Origin of the sequence: Roseateles sp., assembly GCF_047654805.1 — a bacterium.
Taxonomy (GTDB): Bacteria; Pseudomonadota; Gammaproteobacteria; order Burkholderiales; family Burkholderiaceae_C; genus Pelomonas.
In genome coordinates this window covers 5,067,616-5,090,828 of the sequence record NZ_JASGIV010000001.1, presented here as the reverse complement: position 1 = coordinate 5,090,828, position 23,213 = coordinate 5,067,616, and the positions used below count along the sequence as shown (strand labels likewise).

General features: G+C 66.5%; 22 protein-coding genes. 12 read left to right on the top strand and 10 right to left on the bottom strand.

Features of this window, described 5'->3' with window-relative positions; genetic code table 11:
• Positions 1–108 precede the first annotated feature (108 nt).
• The 4 genes from QM732_RS22970 to QM732_RS22955 are packed head-to-tail and all read left to right on the top strand — an operon-like array spanning position 109 to position 4,571.
• The gene (locus QM732_RS22970) at positions 109–876 is read left to right on the top strand and encodes an SDR family NAD(P)-dependent oxidoreductase (RefSeq protein ID WP_415658403.1); all 768 of its coding nucleotides are present in this window, start codon (positions 109–111) and stop codon (positions 874–876) included.
• A 2-nt stretch (positions 877–878) separates the two neighbouring features.
• Positions 879–1,940, top strand: a complete 1,062-nt coding sequence (locus QM732_RS22965) for an aldose epimerase family protein (protein ID WP_415658402.1) — start codon at positions 879–881, stop codon at positions 1,938–1,940.
• 3 nt (positions 1,941–1,943) lie between these two features.
• Entirely contained in the window at positions 1,944–2,861 is a 918-nt protein-coding gene (locus QM732_RS22960; RefSeq protein ID WP_415658401.1) for an SMP-30/gluconolactonase/LRE family protein, read from the top strand.
• A 42-nt stretch (positions 2,862–2,903) separates the two neighbouring features.
• Complete coding sequence (locus tag QM732_RS22955) at positions 2,904–4,571, top strand: serine hydrolase domain-containing protein (protein WP_415658400.1); 1,668 nt, start codon at positions 2,904–2,906, stop codon at positions 4,569–4,571.
• Positions 4,572–4,594: 23 nt separating this feature from the next.
• Here the strand turns inward: QM732_RS22955 and QM732_RS22950 are convergent, their stop codons facing one another.
• Positions 4,595–5,959, bottom strand: a complete 1,365-nt coding sequence (locus QM732_RS22950; RefSeq protein WP_415658399.1) for a Kelch repeat-containing protein — start codon at positions 5,957–5,959, stop codon at positions 4,595–4,597.
• Positions 5,960–6,045: 86 nt separating this feature from the next.
• Here QM732_RS22950 and QM732_RS22945 point away from each other — a divergent pair, with 86 nt between their 5' ends.
• Positions 6,046–6,954, top strand: coding sequence for a LysR family transcriptional regulator (locus QM732_RS22945; RefSeq protein ID WP_415658398.1), 909 nt, complete (start codon positions 6,046–6,048; stop codon positions 6,952–6,954).
• 6 nt (positions 6,955–6,960) lie between these two features.
• Here the strand turns inward: QM732_RS22945 and mnmE are convergent, their stop codons facing one another.
• The 5 genes from mnmE to rpmH form a co-directional block, all read right to left on the bottom strand.
• A complete protein-coding gene (mnmE, locus tag QM732_RS22940; RefSeq protein ID WP_415658397.1) occupies positions 6,961–8,325 on the bottom strand; it encodes a tRNA uridine-5-carboxymethylaminomethyl(34) synthesis GTPase MnmE in 1,365 nt (454 codons plus the stop codon).
• Between the two features lie 208 nt (positions 8,326–8,533).
• A complete protein-coding gene (yidC, locus tag QM732_RS22935; RefSeq protein ID WP_415658396.1) occupies positions 8,534–10,252 on the bottom strand; it encodes a membrane protein insertase YidC in 1,719 nt (572 codons plus the stop codon).
• Positions 10,245–10,526 (bottom strand): membrane protein insertion efficiency factor YidD, encoded by a 282-nt coding sequence (gene yidD / locus QM732_RS22930; protein WP_415658395.1) that lies wholly within the window; start codon positions 10,524–10,526, stop codon positions 10,245–10,247. Before yidD ends, yidC begins: the two co-directional genes overlap by 8 nt.
• Entirely contained in the window at positions 10,523–11,026 is a 504-nt protein-coding gene (locus tag QM732_RS22925) for a ribonuclease P protein component (protein WP_415658394.1), read from the bottom strand. Before QM732_RS22925 ends, yidD begins: the two co-directional genes overlap by 4 nt.
• Positions 11,027–11,071: 45 nt before the next feature.
• Positions 11,072–11,206: a 50S ribosomal protein L34 gene (rpmH, locus tag QM732_RS22920; protein ID WP_054021782.1), complete on the bottom strand. Its 135-nt coding sequence runs from the start codon at positions 11,204–11,206 to the stop codon at positions 11,072–11,074.
• A 283-nt stretch (positions 11,207–11,489) separates the two neighbouring features.
• On the opposite strand from rpmH, the gene dnaA reads away from it, so the two are divergent.
• From dnaA to gyrB, 3 genes are all read left to right on the top strand, one after another.
• Positions 11,490–13,007: a chromosomal replication initiator protein DnaA gene (gene dnaA, locus QM732_RS22915; protein WP_415658393.1), complete on the top strand. Its 1,518-nt coding sequence runs from the start codon at positions 11,490–11,492 to the stop codon at positions 13,005–13,007.
• Between the two features lie 213 nt (positions 13,008–13,220).
• Positions 13,221–14,333, top strand: a complete 1,113-nt coding sequence (dnaN, locus tag QM732_RS22910; protein ID WP_415658392.1) for a DNA polymerase III subunit beta — start codon at positions 13,221–13,223, stop codon at positions 14,331–14,333.
• Between the two features lie 81 nt (positions 14,334–14,414).
• Complete coding sequence (gene gyrB / locus QM732_RS22905; protein WP_415658391.1) at positions 14,415–16,925, top strand: DNA topoisomerase (ATP-hydrolyzing) subunit B; 2,511 nt, start codon at positions 14,415–14,417, stop codon at positions 16,923–16,925.
• Between the two features lie 404 nt (positions 16,926–17,329).
• Here the strand turns inward: gyrB and QM732_RS22900 are convergent, their stop codons facing one another.
• The 4 genes from QM732_RS22900 to QM732_RS22885 are packed head-to-tail and all read right to left on the bottom strand — an operon-like array spanning position 17,330 to position 19,543.
• Positions 17,330–17,806 carry a DUF6527 family protein gene (locus tag QM732_RS22900; protein WP_415658390.1) on the bottom strand — a complete coding sequence of 159 codons (477 nt, stop codon included), beginning with the start codon at positions 17,804–17,806 and terminating at the stop codon, positions 17,330–17,332.
• Positions 17,803–19,095, bottom strand: coding sequence for a ThiF family adenylyltransferase (locus QM732_RS22895; protein ID WP_415658389.1), 1,293 nt, complete (start codon positions 19,093–19,095; stop codon positions 17,803–17,805). The genes QM732_RS22900 and QM732_RS22895 overlap by 4 nt, the downstream gene beginning before the upstream one ends.
• Positions 19,070–19,357, bottom strand: a complete 288-nt coding sequence (locus QM732_RS22890; RefSeq protein WP_415658388.1) for a multiubiquitin domain-containing protein — start codon at positions 19,355–19,357, stop codon at positions 19,070–19,072. The genes QM732_RS22895 and QM732_RS22890 overlap by 26 nt, the downstream gene beginning before the upstream one ends.
• 9 nt (positions 19,358–19,366) lie before the next feature.
• A complete protein-coding gene (locus QM732_RS22885; RefSeq protein WP_415658387.1) occupies positions 19,367–19,543 on the bottom strand; it encodes a hypothetical protein in 177 nt (58 codons plus the stop codon).
• Positions 19,544–19,725: 182 nt separating this feature from the next.
• Here QM732_RS22885 and QM732_RS22880 point away from each other — a divergent pair, with 182 nt between their 5' ends.
• From QM732_RS22880 to QM732_RS22865, 4 genes are all read left to right on the top strand, one after another.
• Positions 19,726–20,079: a helix-turn-helix domain-containing protein gene (locus QM732_RS22880; protein ID WP_415658386.1), complete on the top strand. Its 354-nt coding sequence runs from the start codon at positions 19,726–19,728 to the stop codon at positions 20,077–20,079.
• Positions 20,076–21,020, top strand: coding sequence for an ImmA/IrrE family metallo-endopeptidase (locus QM732_RS22875; protein ID WP_415658385.1), 945 nt, complete (start codon positions 20,076–20,078; stop codon positions 21,018–21,020). Before QM732_RS22880 ends, QM732_RS22875 begins: the two co-directional genes overlap by 4 nt.
• 115 nt (positions 21,021–21,135) lie before the next feature.
• Complete coding sequence (locus QM732_RS22870) at positions 21,136–22,494, top strand: IS630 family transposase (protein ID WP_415658384.1); 1,359 nt, start codon at positions 21,136–21,138, stop codon at positions 22,492–22,494.
• Positions 22,495–22,716: 222 nt separating this feature from the next.
• On the top strand, positions 22,717–23,139 hold the full coding sequence (locus QM732_RS22865; RefSeq protein ID WP_415658383.1) for a helix-turn-helix domain-containing protein: 423 nt from the start codon (positions 22,717–22,719) through the stop codon (positions 23,137–23,139).
• The last annotated feature ends 74 nt before the right edge of the window (positions 23,140–23,213 follow it).

Here is a 23,213-nt window from a genome sequence, read left to right as displayed (position 1 = left end):
TCGGGGTTAACCCGAGAATTTGCGGCTTTGCAAACAAAAAAGTATGACTAATAATCGGACATCGCCAGGCCAGAGAAGCTTGGCCCGCATCCGACCGGAGACAGCCCGATGAGTTCCCTCGCGCACTACCCCAGCCTGCAGGACCGGGGTGTCCTGATCACGGGCGGGGCCACAGGCATCGGCGAGACGTTGGTCCAGGCCTTTGCCGCCCAGGGCGCCAGGGTCGCCTTCATCGACCTGGCCGCGGACGAGGGTCACGCCCTGGCTGCGCGTCTGGCCGCCACATCGCGCCACGCGCCGCAATTCATGGCGGCGGACCTGAGCCGGGTCGACTCGCTGCGCGGATCAATAGCCGCCCTGCGCGAGCGCACCGGCCCGTTCACCGTCCTGCTGAACAACGCAGCCAACGACAAGCGCCACGTCGTGGAAGACACGACGTCCGAGTTCTGGGATGCCAGCGTCGCCGTCAACATCAAGCACCAGTTCTTCGCCGCCCAGGCCGTGCTGCCCGACATGAAGGCGGCCGGTTGTGGCTCCATCGTCAACTTCGGCTCCATCAGCTGGATGCTCAAGCAAGGCGGCATGCCGGCCTACACCGCCAGCAAGGCCGCCGCGCAAGGGCTGACGCGCTGCCTGGCGCGGGACTTCGGGCCGCACAACATCCGCGTCAACACGCTGGTGCCTGGTTGGGTCATGACCGAGAAGCAGCTCAAGCTCTGGGTCACCGAGGAAACCAAGCAGGAAATCGCCAAGGGCCAGTGCATCAATGAGCCACTGATGCCGCAGCACATCGCATCAATGGCGCTGTTCCTCGCGGCAGACGATTCGGCCATGTGCACGGCCCAGGACTTCATCGTCGACGGCGGGTGGGTCTGAGCATGCGCTGCATCGAGTACGGGCGCCTGCCCGATGGCCGCGTCGTCCATGAATACACGCTGGAGAACGGCCTGGGCCTGAAGCTCACCGCCATCACGCTGGGCGGCATCGTCACCGGCTTGTGGACGCCCGATGCGCAAGGCCGCAGCGGCAACGTCGTGCTGGGCTTCGACAACCTTGACGACTACGTCCACCGCAACCCGTCGTTCGGCATCATCGTGGGTCGCTACGGCAACCGCATCGCCGGCGCGAGCTTCGAGCTGGATGGCGAGACCCACGCGCTGGCCCGCAACGACGGGCCCAACTGCCTGCACGGCGGCACCGAGGGCTTCGGCCATCGGCTGTGGCAGGCCGCCGCGGCCCAGCCGCGTGTCGGCGAGGCCGCGGCGCTGGCCTTCAGCTATACGAGTCCGCATGGCGAGCAGGGCTTTCCCGGCGAGTTGAGCGTGCGCGTGCGCTACGCGCTCAGCGCCACTGACCACAGCTGGCGAATCGACTACGAGGCCACGACCGACCGCGCCACCGTCGTCAACCTGACCCATCACGACTACTTCAACCTCGCCGGCGACGGCAGCGTGCTGCGCCACCGGCTGACGATTCCCGCATCGCGCTACAGCGAGGTCGACAAGCATCTGATCCCGCAGCGGCACGCCCCGGTCGAAGGCACGCCCTTCGACTTCCGCCAACCCACGGCTATCGTGGCGCGCATCCGCCGTGCCCACCCGCAGCTGCTGCGCGCCAAGGGCTACGACCACAACTTCTTGCTCGACGGCGAGCAGGACGCCGACGGTCTGCGCCTCGCCGCCGTGCTGGAGGATCCGCACTCCGGCCGCCGCATGCAGGTGTTGACCAGCGAGCCCGCCGTGCAGTTCTATTCCGGCAACTTCCTCGACGGCAGCCTGGCCGGCCCGGGCGGGCGCATCTACCGCCAGGGCGACGGCCTGTGTCTGGAGACCCAGCACAACCCCGATTCGCCGCACCACGCCGCCAGCGCCGACTGGCCCTCCACCGTGCTGCGGCCCGGCGCCGTGTGGCGTAGCACCACCGTCCATCGCTTCGGCTGAACCATGCGCACTCAACATCCCTTCGGCCTCGCCCTGGCCCAGGCCAACCACCTCGGCGAAGGCCTGCAATGGCACGCTCCCAGCGGCCGCTGGTGGTGGGTCGACATCCAGGGCGCCTGCATTCATGCCTGGACACCCGGTGCGGGCGCCACGTTGCAGCTGCGCTTGCCCGAGCGCGTCGGCTGCTTCGTGCACGGCCGCTCTGGCGCCCTGGTGCTGGCCCTGGCCAAGCGTGTCGCGCGCCTGACTCTGCCCGACCTGCAGGCCACCGGCAGCATCGCCGTGCAGCCCGAGGCGATTGCGGAGCTGGAAGCCCATTTGCCCACCACGCGCGCCAACGACGGCCGCTGCGACCGCAGTGGTGCCTTCGTCTTCGGGACGCTGGACGAGGCCGAGCCGCGCCGGGCCGTGGGCGGCTTCTACCAGTACACGCTGGCCAGCGGCCTGCGCCGGCTGGCGCTGGACGGGGTGGCCATCGCCAACAGCATCTGCTTCAGCCCCGATGGCCGACGCATGTACTTCTGCGACACGACGACGCGTCGCATCATGGTCTGCGACTACGACTCGGCCAGCGCCCGCGTCAGCGAGCCGCGCCTCTTTGTGAAGAAGGAGCCGGACGAGGGCTGGCCCGACGGCTCCACCATCGACGCCCAGGGCTGCCTTTGGAATGCCGAATGGGGCAATGCTGCCGTCGCACGCTACGCGCCGGACGGCCGGCTGCTGGCGCGCTACTCGGTGCCCGTGAGCCATGTCACCTGTCCCGCCCTCGGCGGCCCGGGCGGCGAGCAGGTTCTCGTCACGACCGCCCGCGAAGGCCTGAGCAGTGCCGACCTGATGGCCCGGCCGCTGTCGGGCAGCCTGTTCGGCATGGCGCTCCAGCACGGCCTCGCGCTGCCAGAGCCTTTGTTCAACGACGGCTGAGCGCAGCCGCAGAATGGGCGACCCATCGCATCTGGAGAACCCATGCCGCCATTGCTGACACTGTCCCGCGCGTTGACCCTGCTGTCGCTGGGCGCCGCCCTGCTGCCGGCTTGGGCCGCCCCGCTGCCCGACAGCCCGGCGGCGCTGGAACAGCGGCTGGCGGCGCGCCTCAGCGGTGACCGCAGCGGGGCCTGCGTGCAGGCCGCGGTCATCGAGCGCGACCGTGTCGTGCGTGGCAGCGCCTGCGCCGGCACGCGCAGCGATAGTGCGCCGGGCCCGGGTGCGGCCTTCGAGATCGGCTCGGTCAGCAAGACCATGACGGCCTTCCTCGTGGCCGGCCTCATCCAGCGCGGCCAATGGTCGCTGGACGACCCCATCGCCCGCCACCTGCCCGAAGGCACCGCGGTACCACGCCAGGGCGAGCGCCAGATCCTCGTGCGGGACCTGCTGACTCACAGCGCCGGTCTGCCTGGGCTGCCGCCCGGGATGCCCATGCCCAAGCCCGAGGATCCCTACGCCGCGCTGACCGAGGCCCAGCTGCTGGCCGCGCTGGGCCGCGTGACACTGACCCGTGCCATAGGCAGCCAGGCCGAGTATTCCAACTTCGGCATGATGCTGGTCTCCCTGGCCGTCGCGCGCAGCCTGGGCGGCGACCTGGAGGCGGCGCTGCGCGAGCGCCTGTTCGTGCCGCTGGGCATGGGCGGTGCCTACGTCACGAGGCCGCTGACGGCCCGGCCTGCTGGCGGTCACCTGCCTGGCGGCGCGGCCACGCCGGCCTGGACCATCACCCCCAACCTGGCCGGCGTCGGCATGGTCAAGGCCACGCTGGACGACATGGTGCGCTATGCCCGCGCCGAGCTGGGCAGTCTGCCCGACACGCCCGTCGCGCTGACCGAGGCGCTGCGCCTCACGCAGCAGCCGCTGGCCAACGGCTTTGCGATGAACTGGGTGGTTGGCAAGCCGCAGGGCCGCGAGCTGCGGCTGCACGAAGGGGGCACGGGCGGCTTCTCGTCACTGGTGGTGCTGGAGCCCGGCCAGCAGCGCGCCGTCGTGCTGCTGGCTGATACGGCGTTGACCGACCTCGGTGGCCTCAGCGACCTGGGCCTGGCGCTACTGGGCCTGGACGTTCCGCTGCTTCCGCGCCGCGAGGTCGCCATGCCGGCCGCGCTGCGCCGGGCGATGGTCGGCGACTGGGACGTGGGCGGCGTGACGCTCCAGATCCGCGAAGCCGCCGATGGGCGGCTGCTGGGCCAGGCGCGTGGCCAGAGCGAGTTCGAGCTGCGCCAGGACAGTCGCGGCGATCTCTACCCGACCAGCTTCTCCGCGCTGCTGCGCCCGGAGTCACCCGAAGCGGAGGGCCGGCCGGTGCAGCGCCTGAGCTGGCACCAGGGCGGTGGCTTGATGCAGGGGCGCCGCATCGGCAGCGTCGAGGCGGCCCCCGCCATTGCCAATCCGGCCTGGCGTGACTGGGCCGGCGAGTACCAGCTTGCACCGCAGTTCAGCCTGCGCATATTCGAGCGCGACGGCCGGCTGATGGTGCAGGGGAGCGGTCAGAGTGCGATTGCTGCCGAGCCGGCGGGGCCGGACCGCATCGAGATCAAGGGCGTCGGTGCCGTTGTCGAGTTCGAGCGTGACGCGGCCGGCCAGGTCGTCGCGGCCGTGCTGCGCCAGGGCGGCCAGGTGTTGCGTGGCGCGGCGCTGAAGCGCTGAAGCGCGGATCGGGAGCGCACGCGCTACTCGTACAGCAGCGCGCCGTGCACGGCGCCGCCGCCCTCGTTGTCGCCACCGACGATCAGGATGCGGCCTTCCGGCAGGGCTGACACGGTGTGCCACGCACGGCCGGCCGGCAGTGCGGCGAGCGCCGTGGCCCCACCCGTCGCCGGCGCGTAGGCGCTGGCCGTGCGTGCGGCAGCCTCGGCCGCGGTCTGGCCGCCGAACAGGCGCAGCTGGCCGTCCGGCAACAGCAGGCCGCGCACCAGGGTGCGCGCCACGTCGAGCCGGCCGTGCAGCGTCAGTGCCTGCGTGGCGGGGTCGTAGACCAGCACGGTGTCCAGCGGCTCCAGCCCGGTGCCGGTGCGCAGCTCGCCGCCGACCACCAGCACGCGGCCATCCGCCAGCGCATGGGCCTCGTGCATCGTGCGACGCTGCTCGTTCAGCGGTGACGCCACCGGCGTGAAGCTCTCTGTCTGCGGATCGAAGATCTCGGCCAGACGCTGCGTTGCGCCTTCGTGGTCCCCGCCAACGATGAGCACGCGGCCATCCGCCAGCCGCGTTGCCGTCGGGAACTCGCGCACGTTGGCCATGCGCGCCGCGACAAGGCGAAAGCGCTGCGTCGCCGGGTCCCAGAGTTCGACGCTGTCGCGCTGCGCACCGCCGACCACCAGCACGCGTCCGTCCGCCAGCGCGACGCTGGCATGCCGGATGCGCGGCAACGTGGGCCAGCCGGCCGGCTCGATGCTGCCGCGACGTTCGTCGATCAGCTCCGCGAAGCCGCCGTTGCTGAGGCCGACGTTGCCGCCGACCACCAGCACGCGGCCCTCGGCCAACGGCGTCGCCGTGTGCAGCGCGCGGCCCGTGTACATGTTGCCGATGCGCGTGAAGCGTCGCGTCGCCGGCTCGTAGCGCTCGACGGCTTCGGACAGCACGGCCATCCCGCGCGATCCGCCGATGACGAGCACCCGTCCGTCCGACGTCGTGGCGGCCGCGTGGTATTGCCGCGGTGTCGCGTCGTCCAGCAAGACGTAGCGGTCGCGGTAGACCGGCTTCACGTCCAGCACCCGGCTCGCGCTGGGCCGCCCCTGGGCTTCGACGACCAGTGTGTAGCGCCGCGGCGCGGTGACCGGCGGCAAACTGACCGGCACGCCGCTCTGCACCGTGCCCACATCGGGCTCGATGCGTCCGGTGCCGCCGCTGAAGATGGCCGTCATGGTCACCGCTTCGCCGACCCGCGCCACGCCAGCCTCCAAGCTGTGCACGGTCGGTCCGTCCGGCGTCTTTTCGCCGCTGCCGCCGCCACACGCGGCCAGGCCCCAGCCCAGCCCCGCGCCCCATCCGGCCTTCAGCACCGCGCGACGCGTGGCGGCTTGCATTCGTGTCATGTCTGCTCTCCCAATGGTCCAAGGGCCGGCATGCTGGGCCTTGGCGGCGATGGCGTGAATTGCCGAATTGGTGATACCTTTTCGGCATGACGCCCCCTGGCCACCGCAGCATCGACATCCGCCAGCTGCGCTACTTCCTCGTGCTGGCCGAAGAGCTGAACTTCCGCCGCGCCGCGGAGCGTCTGCACCTAACTCAGCCGCCGCTGTCACGCCAGATCGCGGCGCTGGAGGCGGCGCTGGGCGTCACGCTGCTGGACCGCGACGGTCCGGCGACGCGGCTGACCGCTGCCGGCCAGCGCGCGCGCACGGCCTTCCAGGCCGCCGTGCGGGCCTTCGATGCCGCCCTCGTCGAGGCTGCCGCCGACCGCCCACGCGGGGCCTTGCGCCTGGGCCTGCCCTGGTGGATGGACATGAGCGCCTTCCAGGCACTGGATGCGGGCTGGCGCGCCACCGCTGGGCGCATTCCGCTGGAGCCGGTGCTGGAGATCGGCCCGCAACTGCTCGACGGCCTGCGCCGGCAGACGCTGGATGCTGCGCTGATCGCGATGCCGCACGAGCTGCACGGCCTGCGGCATGTGCCCGTGGCGAGGCTGCGCCACGTTGCGCTGCTGCCCAGCGGCAGCGTGCTGGCGCGCAAGCGGGCGCTGCGGCTGCGCGAGCTCGAGGCGCTACCGCCCTTCCTTCGTTTCCCGAGGCGCCAGAACCCGGCGCTGTGGATGCACTACCAGCGTCAGTACGAGGCGGCAGGCTTTCGACCCACGGCCGAGGCTGCGGCGCCCGGCACCTCGGCCACCATCGCCCAGATCGCCGCGGGCCGGGGTTGCACGGTGATGCCGGCCGCGATGACGGCGCTGCGCTACCCGGGCGTCGTCGCCCGCCGCCTGCTCGACGACATCGGTGTCGAGGTCCACCTTGTGTTCAGTGAGGCGCTCGAGGCCGAACTCGTGGGCGCGCTGACGGCCGAGCGCCCGCTGTTCGAGGCGGCGCTGCGCTGAGCCGAGTCACTTGCCGATGCAGAAGCTGCTGAAGATGACGCCCAGCAGCTCGTCGGCCGAGAAGGCACCGGTGATCTCGCCCAGCGCGTCGTGTGCCAGGCGCAGCTCTTCGGCAAGAAGGTCCAGCGCGGCGTCGCGCTGTTCGGCGATGCCGCGGGCCAGCGCCAGGTGCTCGGCCGTGCGGGCCAGCGCCTGCACATGGCGTTCGCGGGCGATGAACAGCCCTTCCGGCACAGCCTGCCAGCCGGCCGTCTGCAGCAGACGTTGGCGCAGCGTCTCCAGTCCCTCGCCGGTCTTGAGGCTCAGCGCGATCTCGCCGGCCGGCGGCATTGCGAGGTCGGCCTTGTTGAAGACCTGCACGATGCGCTCCGCTTCCACTCCATCCAGCCGCGCGCGGATGCGCTCGTCCTCGGCCTCGTAGCCGGCCTCGCCAACGCGGCCCAGGTCGTGCAGGAACAGCACGACGTCGGCGTTGCGAATGGCATCCCAGGAGCGCGATACACCGATGCGCTCCACCTCGTCGGCCGCGTCATCGCGCAGGCCGGCCGTGTCGGTGATGTGCAGCGGCACGCCTTCGATCTGTATGGTCTGGCTGACCTTGTCGCGCGTGGTACCAGGGATGGGGGTCACGATGGCCAGCTCGGCCCCGGCCAGCGCGTTCAGCAGCGAACTCTTGCCCACGTTGGGCTGGCCGGCCAGCACGACCTTGAGGCCGTCGCGCAGTAGCGCGCCCTGGCGCGTGCGGGCCTGGACGGCCTGCAGCTGCCTGTTGAGGCGATCGAGCCGGCCGAAGGCGTCGGCCTTCTCGAGGAAATCGATCTCCTCCTCGGGGAAGTCCAGTGTCGCCTCCACCAGCATGCGCAGCTGGATGAGTTGGTCGCGCAGCGTGCCCACCTCATGGCTCAGTGCGCCACCCAGCGCACGGCTGGCGCTGCGCGCGGCGGCCTCGGTGCTGGCGTCGATGAGGTCGGCCACGGCCTCGGCCTGGGCCAGATCCAGCTTGCCGTTCAGAAAGGCGCGCTGCGTGAACTCGCCCGGTTCGGCCAGCCGTACGTTGCCACCGGCCTCGATGACGCGGGCGAGCAGCAATTGCATGACGACGGCGCCACCGTGGGCCTGCAGCTCCAGAACATGCTCGCCGGTATAGGAATGCGGTGCGGGGAAATGCAGCGCGAGGCCCTGGTCTATTGACCCGCCGGCCGCGTCCCGGAACGGCAGGTAGGTCGCCTCGCGTGCCTTCAGCGTTCGTCCGCAGACGGCCTCGATGAGTGGTGTCAGGTCTTGCGGCGATGACACGCGCACGATGCCGACGGCGCCGCGGCCCGGAGCGGTGGCGATGGCGGCGATGGGATCGGCGTGTCGGGCGAGCATGGCGCGATTGTCGCGGCGCCAAAGGAAACAGCCGCCGTCACGGGCAGTGAGGGCGGCTGTTTCACGGTGTTGGCGCGGGGGAGGCCGGGTTCGGGCGCTCTCGTGAGCCCCGTCCGGGCCGGTGTTCTCTGCCCCGCGAAGCCATTGAACTGCTGATGGCGGGCAGAAAAAAGCCCCCGGGTGCGGGGGCCGTGCAGATTCACGTGACTCAGTTCACGCCGAGCTGCTTGTTGATCATCCATTGCTGGGCGATGGACAGGATGTTGTTCGTCAGCCAGTACAGCACCAGGCCGGCCGGGAAGACGAAGAACATGATGCCGAAGGCCACAGGCATGATCCACATCATCTTCTGCTGCATGGGGTCGGCAGCCGGCGGGTTGAGCCAGACCTGGAACAGGCTGGAGGCCATCATCAGCAGCGGGAGGATGAAGTAGGGGTCGCGCACCGACAGGTCGGTGATCCAGAAGATCCACGGCGCCTGGCGCATCTCGACGGTGGACAGCAGCACCCAGTACAACGCCATGAAGATGGGCATCTGCGCAAAGATGGGCAGGCAGCCGCCGATGGGGTTGATCTTCTCCTCGCGGTAGATCTGCATCATGGCCTGCTGCATCTCCTGCGGCTTGTCCTTGTAGCGCTCCTTCAGCTCTGTGATGCGCGGCGCGACAGCCTTCATCTTGGCCATGGAGCGGTAGGCGCTCGCGTTCAGCCAGTACAGCGCGACCTTCAGCAGCAGCACGAGGGCCACGATGGTCCAGCCCCAGTTGCCGATGAAGCCGTGCAGCTTGTCCAGCAGCCAGAACAGCGGCTCTGCCAGGATGGTCAGCATGCCGTAGTCCTTGACGCGCTCCAGCCCCGGAGCCAGTTTCGCCAGGTTGTTCTCCTCCTGCGGGCCGGCGAACAGCGTGGCCTGCTGGGTCGCGGTGGCATTGGGCGCCAGCGTCGGCAGCGTGAAGACCAGGCCGGTGGCGTAGGTGTCGGCGCTCACGCCGGGCTGGCCCGGCAGCTTGCGAACGAAGAACTCGCGGTTGCCCGGTTCGTTGACGAGCCAGGCGCTGGCGAAGTAGTGCTGGACCATCGCGACCCAGCCGTCGCCGGCCTGCTTCTCGATGTCGACCTTGCCCTTGTCGATGTCCTCGAACTTGATCGTGTGGAACTTGGCCTTGTCGTTGTAGACCGCCGGGCCGGTGAAGCTGGGCGTGAAGGCTGCGCCGCCCGTGACGGTGCTGCCGTCGCGCACCAGCTGCAGATAGACCTGGGGCGTGACCGGCGCCGTGCCGGTGTTGATGACCTCGTGCGTGACGCCGACCGTGTAGGCGCCGCGCTTGAACGTGAGGGTCTTGACAAGCTTGACGCCGCCGACCTCGGCCGACTCCAGGCGCAGCTGCACCTGATCCTGGCCGGCCTTGAGCTCGCGCTCGCCGGCCACCGCCGTCATGGGCGTCGTGTGCGCGGGAAGCGGACCCTGCGCGCTGACCAGGCCGGTCTGGGCGCGGTAGTGCTGGGCGGCGTTGAAGAGGACGACGGGCTCGGGCGTGAACTCGGGCTTCTTCTGCAGATGCACCATCTGCAGCAGCTGGTCGGTCACCGTCGGATCCGGCGACGTCAGGTACTTGGGCAGTTCCGCGCGCACGATGTCGCCACCCAGCGTGTCCACGGTGACCGTCAGCACGTCGGTACGGATCGTGATCTTCTCGGACGGCGCAGCCGCTGGCGTGGCAGCCGGCGCGGGCGCCTGGCCGGCGGCTGCGGTGGCCGCAGGCACTCCGCTGGAGGCCGGTGTGCCGGGGGCTGCCGACGACGCGGCCTTGGGCGCCGCGGGGCTGAACATCGAAGGATGTCCGTTGTGCTTCTGCCAGCCGTCCCAGAGCAGGACGAGGGACATCGTGAACACCACCCACAGCACGGTGCGGCGAATATCAGTCATGGAGAGACTCGGACGAGGAGAGTAGGCGGGAAAAGAGCCGCGGCGGATTGTCGGGCACGGGATCGTGGCCGCCGTTGCACCAAGGCTGGCAGCGCAGGATGCGATGCACGGTCAGATAGCTACCGGCCAGCGCGCCGTGTCGTTCCAGCGCGGCCAGCGAGTAGCGCGAGCAGGTCGGCTCGAAGCGGCATGCATTGCCCAGCCAGGGACTGAGCATGAGCCGGTAGCCGCGCACGACGGCCATCAGCACGCGGGCGGGCCAGCTCGGCGTCATGCGGCGGGCGTCGCCGATTTGGGCGACGGCGGCTTCATCGCACGGTCCAGCAACTGCGCCAGCTCAGCGCGCGCTGCTGCACGCAGCGCGTCGGAGGCGGCGCTCGGGAACTTCTGGCGATCAAAGGGTGAGCGCAAGCGGACGACCCACAAACCCGGCGGGATACCGGGGCGTTCAGCAAATGCGGCGCGAATCTGACGCTTCAAGAGCTGGCGCGTCACGGAGCGGCGCGCATGCCGTTTGGGCACGACGATACCCACCCAGCAGCCTTCAACTTGGACCGAAGGCATGCGAGGCGGGTCGTGTTCCACAAGCTTGTGGGCAGGCTGTGCGTCGCCTGTTGATAACTCGGCTGAGGCTGTGCGTAACTTCGCAGCGTGCCAGGCGCTGGGCGCCGGGTTGGCCGGAAGGTGGTGCAGCGCGAAATGCGCGCTGCGCGCCCGGCTCTGGCGGCCGAGCACGCGCTCGAAATCCACCGGGCGTTGCAGCTTGCCGATCATCGGGTGCCCGGAGGCTGACGACGCGCGAGGGCGCCGTCGCGCGGCTTAGACGGCCAGGCGCTTGCGGCCCTTGGCGCGGCGAGCGGCGATGACGGCACGGCCGCCACGCGTCTTCATGCGCACGAGGAAGCCGTGGGTACGGGCGCGGCGGGTCTTGGAGGCTTGGTAGGTACGCTTCATGGGAAACCTCTTGTGAGGGTTTGTGCGGGCCGGGCACAGCGGTTGGCACCCAGCAAGACAACCAGGGCCGTCATGTACGACCCCGGCGAAAAAAGCGCACAGCGAACCAGTCGCAATGCGCGAAAACCCGTGATTACAGCAGATGCCGCCGGCCCGGTCAATAAGTCGCCCGGCCCGGCCCGGGTTTGCCAGGGATTGACCCCCTTCGAAATTCTGTGGATAACCCGCCTTTCGGCAGCCTCGGGTCCGTACAATCCGGCCGCTCGAAAAGAAGTTTTCCACAATGAGAGAAGAAGAGCATGGGGTGGACGGGGTGCAGGCATTGAAGGCAGGCGCAGAGGTCACCGATTCGGCGGACTGGGCAGCGGAGCTCTGGCGGCGCGGCTGCGAGCGTCTGGCGGCCGAGCTGCCGGAGCAGCAGTTCAACACCTGGATCCGCCCGCTGCCGCCCGCCACGCTGGTGAGCGATGACGCTGCCGGCGCGCTGGTGGCGACACTGAAGGTACCCAACCATTTCAAGCGCGACTGGATCCGCCGCCAGTACGCAGCCCGCATCGAGGCCATCCTGACCGAGCTCGCCGGGCGCCCGACGCGACTGGAGTTGGCGCTGGCCGCGCGCGAGCCTGTTGGCATGTCCGCGCCCGTCGCCGGCCAGTCGGCTGGCGCGGCGCCTGTGCCGCAGCAGGCGGCCCTGCCGATCGAGGCGGGCGCGGCGCTCAAGCCCGCCGTCGCGCCGACGGCGAGCACCATCGTGCTGCCGTCGCAGGCGCCGGCGGCGAGCAGGCACCGCATCAACCCGCAGCTCACTTTCGACACGCTGGTGCCCGGTCGAGCCAACCAGATGGCTCGCACGGCTGCGCTGCACGTGGCTGGCGCGCCCGGCATCACCTACAACCCGCTGTTCATCTATGGCGGCGTCGGCCTGGGCAAGACCCACCTGATCCACGCCGTCGGCAATGCGCTGCTGAAGGACCGTCCGGACGCCCGCGTGCTGTACCTGCACGCCGAGCAGTTCATCTCCGACGTGGTCAAGAACTACCAGCGCAAGACCTTCGACGAGCTGAAGGCCAAGTACCACTCGCTGGACCTGCTGCTCATCGACGATGTGCAGTTCTTTGCCGGCAAGGACCGCACGCAGGAGGAGTTCTTCAACGCCTTCGAGGCGCTGCTTGCCAAGAAAGCGCACATCATCATGACGTCGGACACCTACCCCAAGGGGCTGGTGGACATCGACGAGCGCCTCACGTCGCGCTTCGATGCCGGCCTGACGGTGGCCATCGAGCCGCCCGAGCTGGAGATGCGTGTCGCCATCCTGATCAAGAAGGCCGAGGCCGAGGGCACGCCCATGCCGGAGGACGTGGCCTTCTTCGTTGCCAAGAACGTGCGCGCCAACGTGCGCGAGCTGGAAGGTGCGCTGCGCAAGGTGCTGGCCTACGCCAAGTTCTCGCACAAGGAGATCAGCATCACGCTGGCCCGCGAGGCGCTGAAGGATCTGCTGTCCATCCAGAACCGCCAGATCGGCGTGGAGAACATCCAGAAGACGGTGGCCGACTTCTACAAGATCAAGGTTGCCGACATGTACTCCAAGAAGCGCCCGGCCAGCATCGCCCGGCCGCGCCAGATCGCGATGTACCTGGCCAAGGAGCTGACGCAGAAGAGCCTGCCCGAGATCGGCGAACTCTTCGGCGGCCGCGACCACACCACCGTGCTGCATGCCGTGCGCAAGATCGGTGGCGAGCGTCAGAAGAACACCGAACTGAACCAGCAGCTGCACGTCCTCGAACAGACGCTGAAAGGCTGACCCACCGTCCCAGGAGCGCTTCGGCTGCTCCCGCCAGAGGATGGCCTGGCGAGTGGCCCGGCGCTCGGCCCGAAAACTCGGGTTGACCCGTATCACCAACCAAGCCCTTGCCGCCCGGCAACGTCCCCATTCCGGGCGACAATCGCAGCTTCACGCGCGCGCGCGTTTTCTGGGTGTACCCAGTCAAAAAAACTCTCCCTCCAAGAGGCCTCCATGATCGTTTTGAAAGCTCCCCAGGATCAGGTGCTCGGCGCGCTGCAGGCGGTGTCCGGCATCGTCGAGCGGCGCCACACGCTGCCCATCCTGGCCAACGTGCTGATCCGCAAGACCGGCAACCAGGTGGAGCTCACGACCAGCGACCTCGAGATCCAGGTGCGCACGACCGTCCAGTTCGACGGCGACGCCGGCAACCTGTCCACCACCGTCGGCGCGCGCAAGCTGATCGACATCCTGCGCTCCATGCCTGCCGACCAGACGGTCAGCCTGACGAGCAACCAGAACAAGATGACGCTGCAGGGCGGCAAGAGCCGCTTCACGCTGCAGACGCTGCCGGCCGACGACTTCCCGCTGGTGCAGGAGGCTGCCGACTTCGGTCCCGCGTTCAGCGTGCCGCAGAAGGCGCTGAAGGGCCTGATCAACCAGGTGCACTTCGCAATGGCGGTGCATGACATCCGCTACTACCTGAACGGCATCCTGTTCGTCGCCGAAGGCAAGAACCTGACGCTTGTTGCCACTGACGGCCACCGCCTGGCGCTGGCCCAGGCCGAGCTGGACACGGACATTCCCAAGCAGGAAGTCATCCTGCCGCGCAAGACCGTGCTGGAGCTGCAGCGCCTCTTGAAGGACGGCAAGGACGATGACGCGATCGAGATGCGCTTTGCCGGCAACCAGGCCAAGTTCAGCTTCAGCGGCATGGAGTTCGTGACCAAGCTGGTCGAAGGCAAGTTCCCCGACTACAACCGCGTCATCCCGAAGAACCACAAGTTCCGCCTGACGCTGGGCCGTGCGCCGCTGCTGTCCAGCCTGCAGCGCGCCGCCATCCTGACCAGCGAGAAGTTCAAGGCTGTGCGCCTGACCTTCGAGCCGGGCCTGCTGAGCATCGCGTCGAGCAATGCCGAGCAGGAAGAAGCCAAGGAAGAGATCGAGATCGACTATGGCGGCGACAAGATCGAAACCGGCTTCAACGTGACCTACCTGATGGATGCGCTGGGCAACATGAGCCAGGACATGGTCTGTATCGACCTCAACGACAGCGCGTCGAGTGCGCTGCTCACCATTCCGGACACGACGGGCTTCAAGTACGTCGTCATGCCGATGCGGATCTGACGCCTCCCAGACGACCGCATGCCTAGCAGGCGGGCCCACGCGGCCCGCCTTGCCGTTTCAAGAGTTTCCTGAAAGTCCCCGATGAGCGACAACGCCACCCCTGAAAACACCCCGGCACCGGCTCCGCAAGCAGCCTACGACGCCAGCTCCATCCAGATCCTGGAGGGGCTGGAGGCGGTGCGCAAGCGCCCGGGCATGTACATCGGCGACACCTCGGACGGCACCGGCCTGCACCATCTCGTCTTCGAGGTCGTCGACAACTCCATCGACGAAGCGCTGGCTGGCCACTGTGACGACATCGTCGTCACCATACACACCGACAACTCCATCTCCGTCATCGACAACGGCCGCGGCATTCCCACCGGCGTGAAGATGGACGACAAGCACGAGCCCAAGCGCTCGGCGGCCGAGATCGCGCTGACCGAGCTGCACGCCGGCGGCAAGTTCAACCAGAACTCGTACAAGGTCTCCGGCGGCCTGCATGGCGTGGGCGTGTCCTGCGTGAACGGCCTGTCCAAGTTCCTGCGCCTGACTGTGCGCCAGAACGGCAAGGTGCACTTCCTCGAATTCGCCAAGGGCATCCCGCAGAACGGCGAAAGCGTCATGGTTGATGGCGTCGAGACGCGGCCCATGAAGGTCATCGGCGAGACCGACAAGCGCGGCACCGAGGTGCACTTCCTGCCGGACACGGAAATCTTCCAGCAGAACAACGACTATCACTACGACATCCTCGCCAAGCGCCTGCGCGAGCTTTCGTTCCTGAACAACGGCGTCAAGATCCGCCTTGTCGACGAGCGCAGCAACAAGGAAGACAACTTCGCCTACGCAGGCGGCGTGAAGGGCTTCGTCGAGTTCATCAACAAGGGCAAGACGACGCTGCACCCCAACATCTTCCACGCGGTCGGTGAGAAGGCGAGCGACCAGGGCGCCACCATCGGTGTCGAGGTCGCGATGCAGTGGAACGACGGGTTCAACGAGAACGTCCTCTGCTTCACCAACAACATCCCGCAGCGTGACGGCGGCACGCACTTGACCGGCCTGCGCGCCGCGATGACCCGCGTCATCAACAAGTACATCGAAGACAACGAGCTGGCCAAGAAGGCCAAGGTCGAAGTCGCTGGCGATGACATGCGTGAAGGCCTGGCCTGCGTCGTGTCCGTGAAGGTGCCCGAGCCCAAGTTCAGCTCGCAGACCAAGGACAAGCTGGTTTCTTCGGAAGTGCGCGCGCCGGTGGAAGACATCGTCTCCCGCCTGCTGACCGACTATCTGCTTGAGAACCCGCTAGACGCCAAGACCATCTGCGGCAAGATCCTCGACGCTGCGCGTGCCCGCGAGGCCGCCCGCAAGGCGCGCGAGATGACGCGCCGCAAGGGCGTGCTCGACGGCCTGGGTCTGCCCGGCAAGCTGGCCGACTGCCAGGAGAAAGACCCGTCGCTGTGCGAGATCTACATCGTGGAGGGTGACTCCGCCGGCGGCTCCGCCAAGCAGGGCCGCGACCGGAAGTTCCAGGCCATCCTGCCGCTGCGCGGCAAGATCCTGAACGTAGAAAAGGCGCGTTATGAAAAGCTGCTGACCAGCAACGAAATCATCACGCTGATCACGGCCCTGGGCACGGGCATCGGCCGCGGCGCCGGCAGCGACGACTTCAACCCGGACAAGCTGCGCTACCACCGCATCATCATCATGACCGACGCGGACGTGGACGGCGCCCACATCCGCACGCTGCTGCTGACCTTCTTCTACCGCCAGATGCCCGAGCTCGTCGAGCGCGGCCACATCTACATCGCGCAGCCACCGCTGTACAAGGTCAAGGTCGGCAAGCACGAGCAGTACCTGAAGGACGGCCACGAGTTCGACGCGTTCCTGCTGAAGGTCGCGTTGCAGGACGCTCACCTGGACACTGGTACGGGCACCACGCTGACCGGCGACGCGCTCGACGCACTGGCGCGCAAGTACGTCACTGCGCAGAGCGTCATCGAGCGCCTGTCCAACTGGATGGACGGCGAGGCGCTGCACGTGCTGGCCAACGGCCTTGCGCTGAAGGTTGACACGCGTGAGGATGCCGAAGCCAGCGCAGCCGCACTCAAGGCAGCGCTGCACAACGCGGAGGTCACTGTCGAGGTCGACCCGCGCACGGACAAGCTGTTCCTGAAGATCGCGCGCATGCACCATGGCAACGTGCGCGCCAGCGTCATCCACGCCGACTTCGTCCATGGCGCCGACTACGAAGTGCTGGCTGACGCCGGCCAGAGCTTCCAGGGCCTCATCAAGCCTGGAGCCCTCGTGCGCAAGGGTGAAGGCGAGAAGGCCAAGGAATCCAAGGTCGACGACTTCCGCGCAGCCATGGCTTGGCTGATGAGCCAGGCCGAAGGCAGTGTCGGCCGCCAGCGCTACAAGGGCCTGGGCGAGATGAACCCCGAGCAGCTGTGGGAAACGACGATGGACCCCACCGTGCGTCGCCTGCTGCGTGTGCAGATCGAGGACGCCATCGAGGCGGACAAGGTGTTCACGATGCTGATGGGAGATGAGGTGGAGCCGCGGCGGGACTTCATTGAGACCAACGCGCTGCGCGCCGGGAACATTGACGTTTGAGGTGTCGGGTGCCACAGAAACTGAAATCTGTGCCAAGTAAGTGAAAACTTCTTGCCACGGATGGTGAAACGATCGGACCGGCTGTCACACCATACGAACGCCCGGACTTGCCGGGCGGTTTTCCTGATAACTCGGGCTGATCTCAGTCGTTCGCCGTTCAGCGCCTGACCGGCCGCTCTGACCAAAACCGACCACTGCGTTCCGGTGGGCTGACAGTCAGGTTCATCATTCGAACCTGTCGCTCGACAGTGGCGACCGCCCGGTGCCTGCTTGAACGACCGTTCCTGGGCTACGTCACTGGCTCAAACCGGCTCTGCCTTAGGGACCTGGCGCTGTCTGACTAAGTCCGCCGACGCACCTTACGTCCGCGGCACCGACGACGTGCTGCGCCGGCTGCGAATCCATCAGGCGCTTCCAAAACCCAACAGGCTTCGCACCCACTTCCAGATGCCTAAGATGCCTGACGGTGCTCCTGATGCGTCGGCAGAGGCGGATGGCGCTGATGTTCCGGCGGCGCTGGTGGCTCGCGCGGTGTTGTTGGCATTGATCTGCAACCGTAGGGCGACCTCGTCTCGTTGCTTGACCCGCTTGATCTGATGCGCTGTCATCGAAGCTGCCCAGCGCACCTGGTTTCGGCGAATCACGTAGTGAGACCTACACGGGTAGTCCCAATTGCCCACCGACGGCCAAAGCGAGACAAAGTCGCCGTCGCGACTCAATTGCCACTCTGCCGGGGATAGGGGCAGGACGACCTCGTCGCCACATCCACAACAACACTTGTGCGAGCAGGTTCGAAACCGTTCGCTGATGTACAGCACGCCCTCGTCCAGTTGGTCAGGGATGAACTCAACGAACTGTGGCTTCAGGTGCGTCTGTCTCATCCAGCCGCTCCCGAGCATTCGGTCGCTGGTTCCGCGGCATCACCGCAGGCGGCAGGCGCGGGGCCAAGGCCACGAGCCGCGAGTTCGCCTCGAGTCAGCGACTGTGTCGCCACCGTGTAAGTGGCCTGGTGTGACCTCGCACGGTCCTCGTAGAAGCCGAACAGCTGCTTCCACTTGATGACCGCAAGCTGGGCGTTCAGTGCGTTCAGGTCCGCGACTTGGATGTTCTGGCGGTAGAGCGCGTCTGACTCGTCGTTGTCCATCGGGATGGAGCCGGCGATGTGGTCGTGCTTGAACGGCGTAATGGTCGTGACTCGGCAGGTTCCGTCAAGCTGCTGCGTCTCGGCGTCCATCGCGACGTCCATGCCGACGTCGACGAAAGGGATGCCTTGCGCGGTCAGGTAGCCGCAGATGGTCTTGCGCGCAACCCCCTTGTCGACGCACACGAAGACGAAGTCGAAGCCCGACAACTCGGACACGTTCGCCTCATCCAGGAAGTACGGATGGGGCACAAGGCCCGCACGCATTGGGCTGTAGCGCTCGACGAAATAGTCGACCTTCTTCATGCGCCGGCGCAGTTCCTCTGCAGTCGCGGCACCGGGCGCGCGGAAGGCGTTGTGCTGCTTGAAGTCGTCCCCATCGAACGGATGAATCTCCCAAACGGGCGTCTTCGCAATCTGGTCGAAGACGTAGCCGCCGGTGCCGCCGAGACCCACGATTGCGACCTTGCGCAGTTTGAGCCTGGCCGATGTGGCTACGATCTCGGCGCGCACGCTGGCCGTATCTGCGTATCGGAAGACCGAGTCTGATTCCGCGGGTGGGATGACGCGGCGCGTGCGCGCGTCAACGTTCGCATCGAGTACCTTGGCTTGGCTCTGAATGAGGGTCACATAGTGCGTGACCTTCTCAAAATGGTCCGGATAACCGGTTTGGCTGTACTCGTCCGGCTTGTTCGAAAAGCGATGCTGAGAGTCGCAACCTGCGAACACCGTGAACGGCGTCGGCTGCGCATTGGCGACGAGTTCCGCCAGCATCAGAGTGCCATCGCTGCGGCACGGAAACGAGCCCGTCCACCAAACCTGATGATCGTCACCAGCGGCCGTCGGAGGCAGGATGGTGCCGGCATCCTCCACGTACTTGCAGACAAGCGAGGCGCGCTCGACCGTGCCGTTCGAGGTGACGTAGGGGACGGAGTGCACCAGCAAATGCTGCTGGCGCACTTCGACCTCATAGCCCTGCTCCAGAAGGGCGGCGAGTCCAGAATCAGGAGCGATTGGTCTTACGGACACGGAATTCCATCCCGTTGTGAACGGCGGTGGACTGGCCCGGTGCGAGCGTGCCGTCGTGGCCGTGGAGGTTGGCGAAGGCCACCGTGTACAGGATGTCGAAAGGCCCCTCCGGGAACGCGAGGCGCACGACGTCCTCGTAGCTGATTTGCTCGTGGTGGTACTTGCGCGGCTTGCCGTTGACGAAGATCTCGTACTGGACCGGGTGCGGGTGAGGCGGGGGCCGATGTTCGGCAGCGCCCTGGGATGGCTGTTGAGTGCTCACGCTGGTTCCTTACTTCTTTTCGCGGCGGACGCCCTTGAAGGGCGTCGTGTCGCTGGTTTTGACGTCGAGGAAGCGGCCGTTGTTGGTATCCCGCTTCACGTAGTGGCCTGAAGGCGTTTGCGTCTGGCTGCGCTCTCGCACAGCGCCTACGCGGTGACCGTCGCCTGTCTTTCCGTTCTTTGCCATGTCCAAGATCCTTTGCAAATCCGCAGCGGGAGAGGCGCTGCTGGCCGCTACTTTGAGACGGCGCGCTAAGTTTGTCAAGCGCATGGTGCGTGCTTGATGAACCTAGCGGCTAAACCTAAACTGGGTTGGTCGGGCGGCAGACGATGGGCGTCCGCCGCTGACGGCATGCCCACAAGGAGACCGTGAAGCCAACACTAGGACAGTACCTGGCGTCCATCAGGCTTGATCGAAAGATGTCGCTTCGACAGGTCGAGGAGGCTAGCAACAAGGAGGTTTCAAACGCCTACCTTAGTCAGCTCGAAACCGGCAAGATCCTTCAGCCCAGCCCAAACGTCCTGAACACGCTCGCTGACATCTACAAGATCAGCTACGTGCAGCTTATGGAGCTTGCCGGCTACCTGCCGGCCGCCAAGGCCCGCGACGCTACGCAGCGGCATGGCCGCATTGCTACCTTCGCGGAACATAACCTAACCCCAGATGAGGAAGGCGAACTCATGCAGTACCTTCAATACCTGAGAACCCGGAAGAAACCGTGACAAAGCCCGACGACAGCACCCTCACGACGGCCGAACTGCTTGCAGTGGAGGCCCGTGCGAGGCTGTCGCTCGACAAGGCGGGCGCTTGGGGCCGATTCCCGACGCCCGTTGACGACATCCTGCTCGCCGCCAAGCTGCGGGTGGCCCCGAAGGGGCTGTTCGATGCGGCGGGCTTCCTCGCGTACGTGAAGAAGAAGGCTGACAGTGCGAAGCAGTTGCTGAAGTCAGCGCTCTCGAAGGTCCTGGGGATCTACGACGCGAACGAACAAATCATCCACATCGACGACTCCGTCGTCGAGTCGAAGCAGACCTTCCTGAAGCTGCACGAAACGGGGCACCACGAGCTCCCGACGCATCGCAAGATCTTCAGTCTTTTCCAAGACTGCGAGCAGACGCTGGCGCCCGCGATCGCCGACCAGTTCGAGCGAGAGGCCAACAATTTTGCGAGGTTCGCCCTGTTTCAAGGATCCGCTTTCCAGGAGCGGGCCGCTGACATGCCCATGGGCATCAAGACCCCCATCGGCTTGGCCAAGACGTTTGGCGCTTCGAACTACGCCGCGGCACGCGAGTTTGTGCGAGTTCACCACCGGCCCTGCGTTCTCTATGTGCTGGAGCCGCTTGAGTTCTTGCCTGGCAAGGGGGTGCGCGGACTGGTTCGCCGCATCGAGGTGTCCCCGAGCTTCAATCTTCAGTTTGGTCGGCCAAATGACGAGCGCATTGACAACGACCATGCGCTTTCGCCGCTCCTGCCAATAGGCAAGAAGATGACGTGGCCGACGCCTTTGCGCTACCGCGACAAGAATGGCGTAGACCACGAATGCCTCGGTGAGGCGTTCGCGACGAAGTACAACGTCTTCTTGCTGATCTACCCGACGAAGGCTCTCACGTCGTCGAGCATCTTCGTGCCCGCCACGTTGAACATCGTCCAGCCCGGGCGCTGAGCATCGCGATCTTTGACCAGAGGGAATCTGGCTGCGTCCACGCCCACGGGTCATTGAGTCAGAAGCTGCATGATTCCAGGCACGCCGGACCAGCAAAGCCGGCAAGGAGTTGGTCATGTACTCCGATATTTCGCAATGGCAGCGCCTGCGCCGGCATGTGCTCGTCGAGGGGCAGTCCATCCGCTCGGTGGCCAAGCGTGAGGGGATGAGCCGCACAACCTTGCGGAAGGTCATCACCTTCGAGAAGCCGCAGCGCTACGGAGGCCGGCCGACTCCCGTGCCTGTGGCGACTCAGCCCCAGGTTCCACGAAAGCTGAGCCGCCATGAGACTGAGCGCGCACGATGGCTTGAATGGCTCTACCGGCTGGAGCGGGGCGACTTCGGTGCGACGCCTCTTGGCGCAGCGCTCGCTGGCTGCAGTCCGTCAGGTCGCAAGATCGTCATGGCAGCGTTGGCGAGCGATGCAGGATTCTCACGCCGCGCCATAGCTGAGCACCTCGGCCTTGCGCGCGGGACGGTTGGCAGTCGCCTCGCTGCGTACGCTGCCGGTGGAGTGGAAGCATTGCTCCAACGCAGGCCCCGGCCACACAAGGCGGACGACGATGAATTCAAGAAGGTACTGTTCGGTCTGCTGCATGAGCCACCAAGTCTGTCTGGGTACAACCGTACGAGCTGGCGGCTGGAAGATCTAAAGGACGCGCTCGCTCGGAAAGGTGCCCCAGCGAGCATGGAAGTGATCCGCGAGGCCATCCGCAGTGCCGGCTTTCGGTGGAAGGCAGCGAAGGTGGTCCTCACCAGCACCGATCCGGAATATCGTGAAAAGCTCGCGCGGGTGCAGGACGTGTTGTCGAACCTCGGAGAGGATGAGCGGTTCTTCTCGGTCGACGAATACGGGCCGTTCGCAGTGAAGGCGAAGGCCGGAAGGTTGCTGGTTGGGCCGGACGAGCAGCCAAGCGTCGCGCAATGGCAGAAGTCAAAAGGCTGGCTCATCTTGACCGCAGCGGTGGAGCTGTCGCGCAATCGGGTGACCCACTTCTACTCCAGGGCGAAGAACACGACGGAGATGATCCGAATGGCAACGGTGTTGCTGGAGGAGTACGCCGGAATGCGGACGCTGTACCTGTCGTGGGATGCCGCATCCTGGCATCTTTCCAAGCAGTTGCATGCCTTCATTGAGGATCGCAACAGCCGCGGCGACGGGTCGCCTCGCATCGAACTCGTGCCGCTGCCGGCGTCCGCTCAATTCCTCAACGTTATCGAGTCAGTCTTCAGCGGGATGGCGCGAGCCATCATCCACAACAGTGACTACGCGTCGGTGGACCTCGCGAGAGCTGCCATCGACCGCTACTTCATCGAGCGGAATGACCACTTCGCGCGCCACCCGAAAAGGGCGGGCCGGGCGATCTGGGGGAAGGAACGAGTGCCCGCCATGTTCGACCCGGCGAACAACAGCAAGGACCCCCGGTACCAGTAGGCGCGGTGCGAAATTTCGGGTGACTAGGACGTTAGCCAGGCCTGGGTCAGGGCAAGCTCGACGCCTGTGTGATCTGAGGCGCGGAAGACGCCTTCAAGAGGGCGCTTCAACTGGCTTGGTGACACATATATATCACTAAGTCATTGATGCGGTTGGTGTTTTTGACTTTCATATCGAGTCCGCATACGCTCCTCGGCGTAGCAAAACGCGATTTGAGTCAACGTGAGTCCCTTCGCCCACCTGTTGCACGAACTGCGGCTTCGGCATGGCGTCCGCCAGTCGGAGCTGTCCGAACTCATCGGCTACGACCAGACCTACATCTCTGCCGTCGAGGTCGGTCTGAAAGGCGTACCCGCTGCTGATTTCATCGACAAGGTATCCAAGGCGCTCGACCTGTCGGATGAAGAGAAGCTCGCCCTTCACGAGGCCGCTGAAGCATCGCAGCGCAAATTCGTCATCGACATCGACGCCCCACAAGACGCGTACTGGCTCCTGAAGGAGCTGCGGGACCAGTTTCACAACCTGTCCACCACGCAGATCCGTGTCCTGCGCGATGTGCTGCGCATGCGGGTCGAGGGGCAAGTAGCCGCGCAAGATCCCGTCCGGCGCCTGCGGCGTCGCTCCCGCCAGGAGGCCACCATGTAAGCGCCCAAAGAAAAGCGGGACAGCCTTTCGGTCCGCCCCGCCGGGTGAAGCATCTGTCGATACCTCGTTGTGCG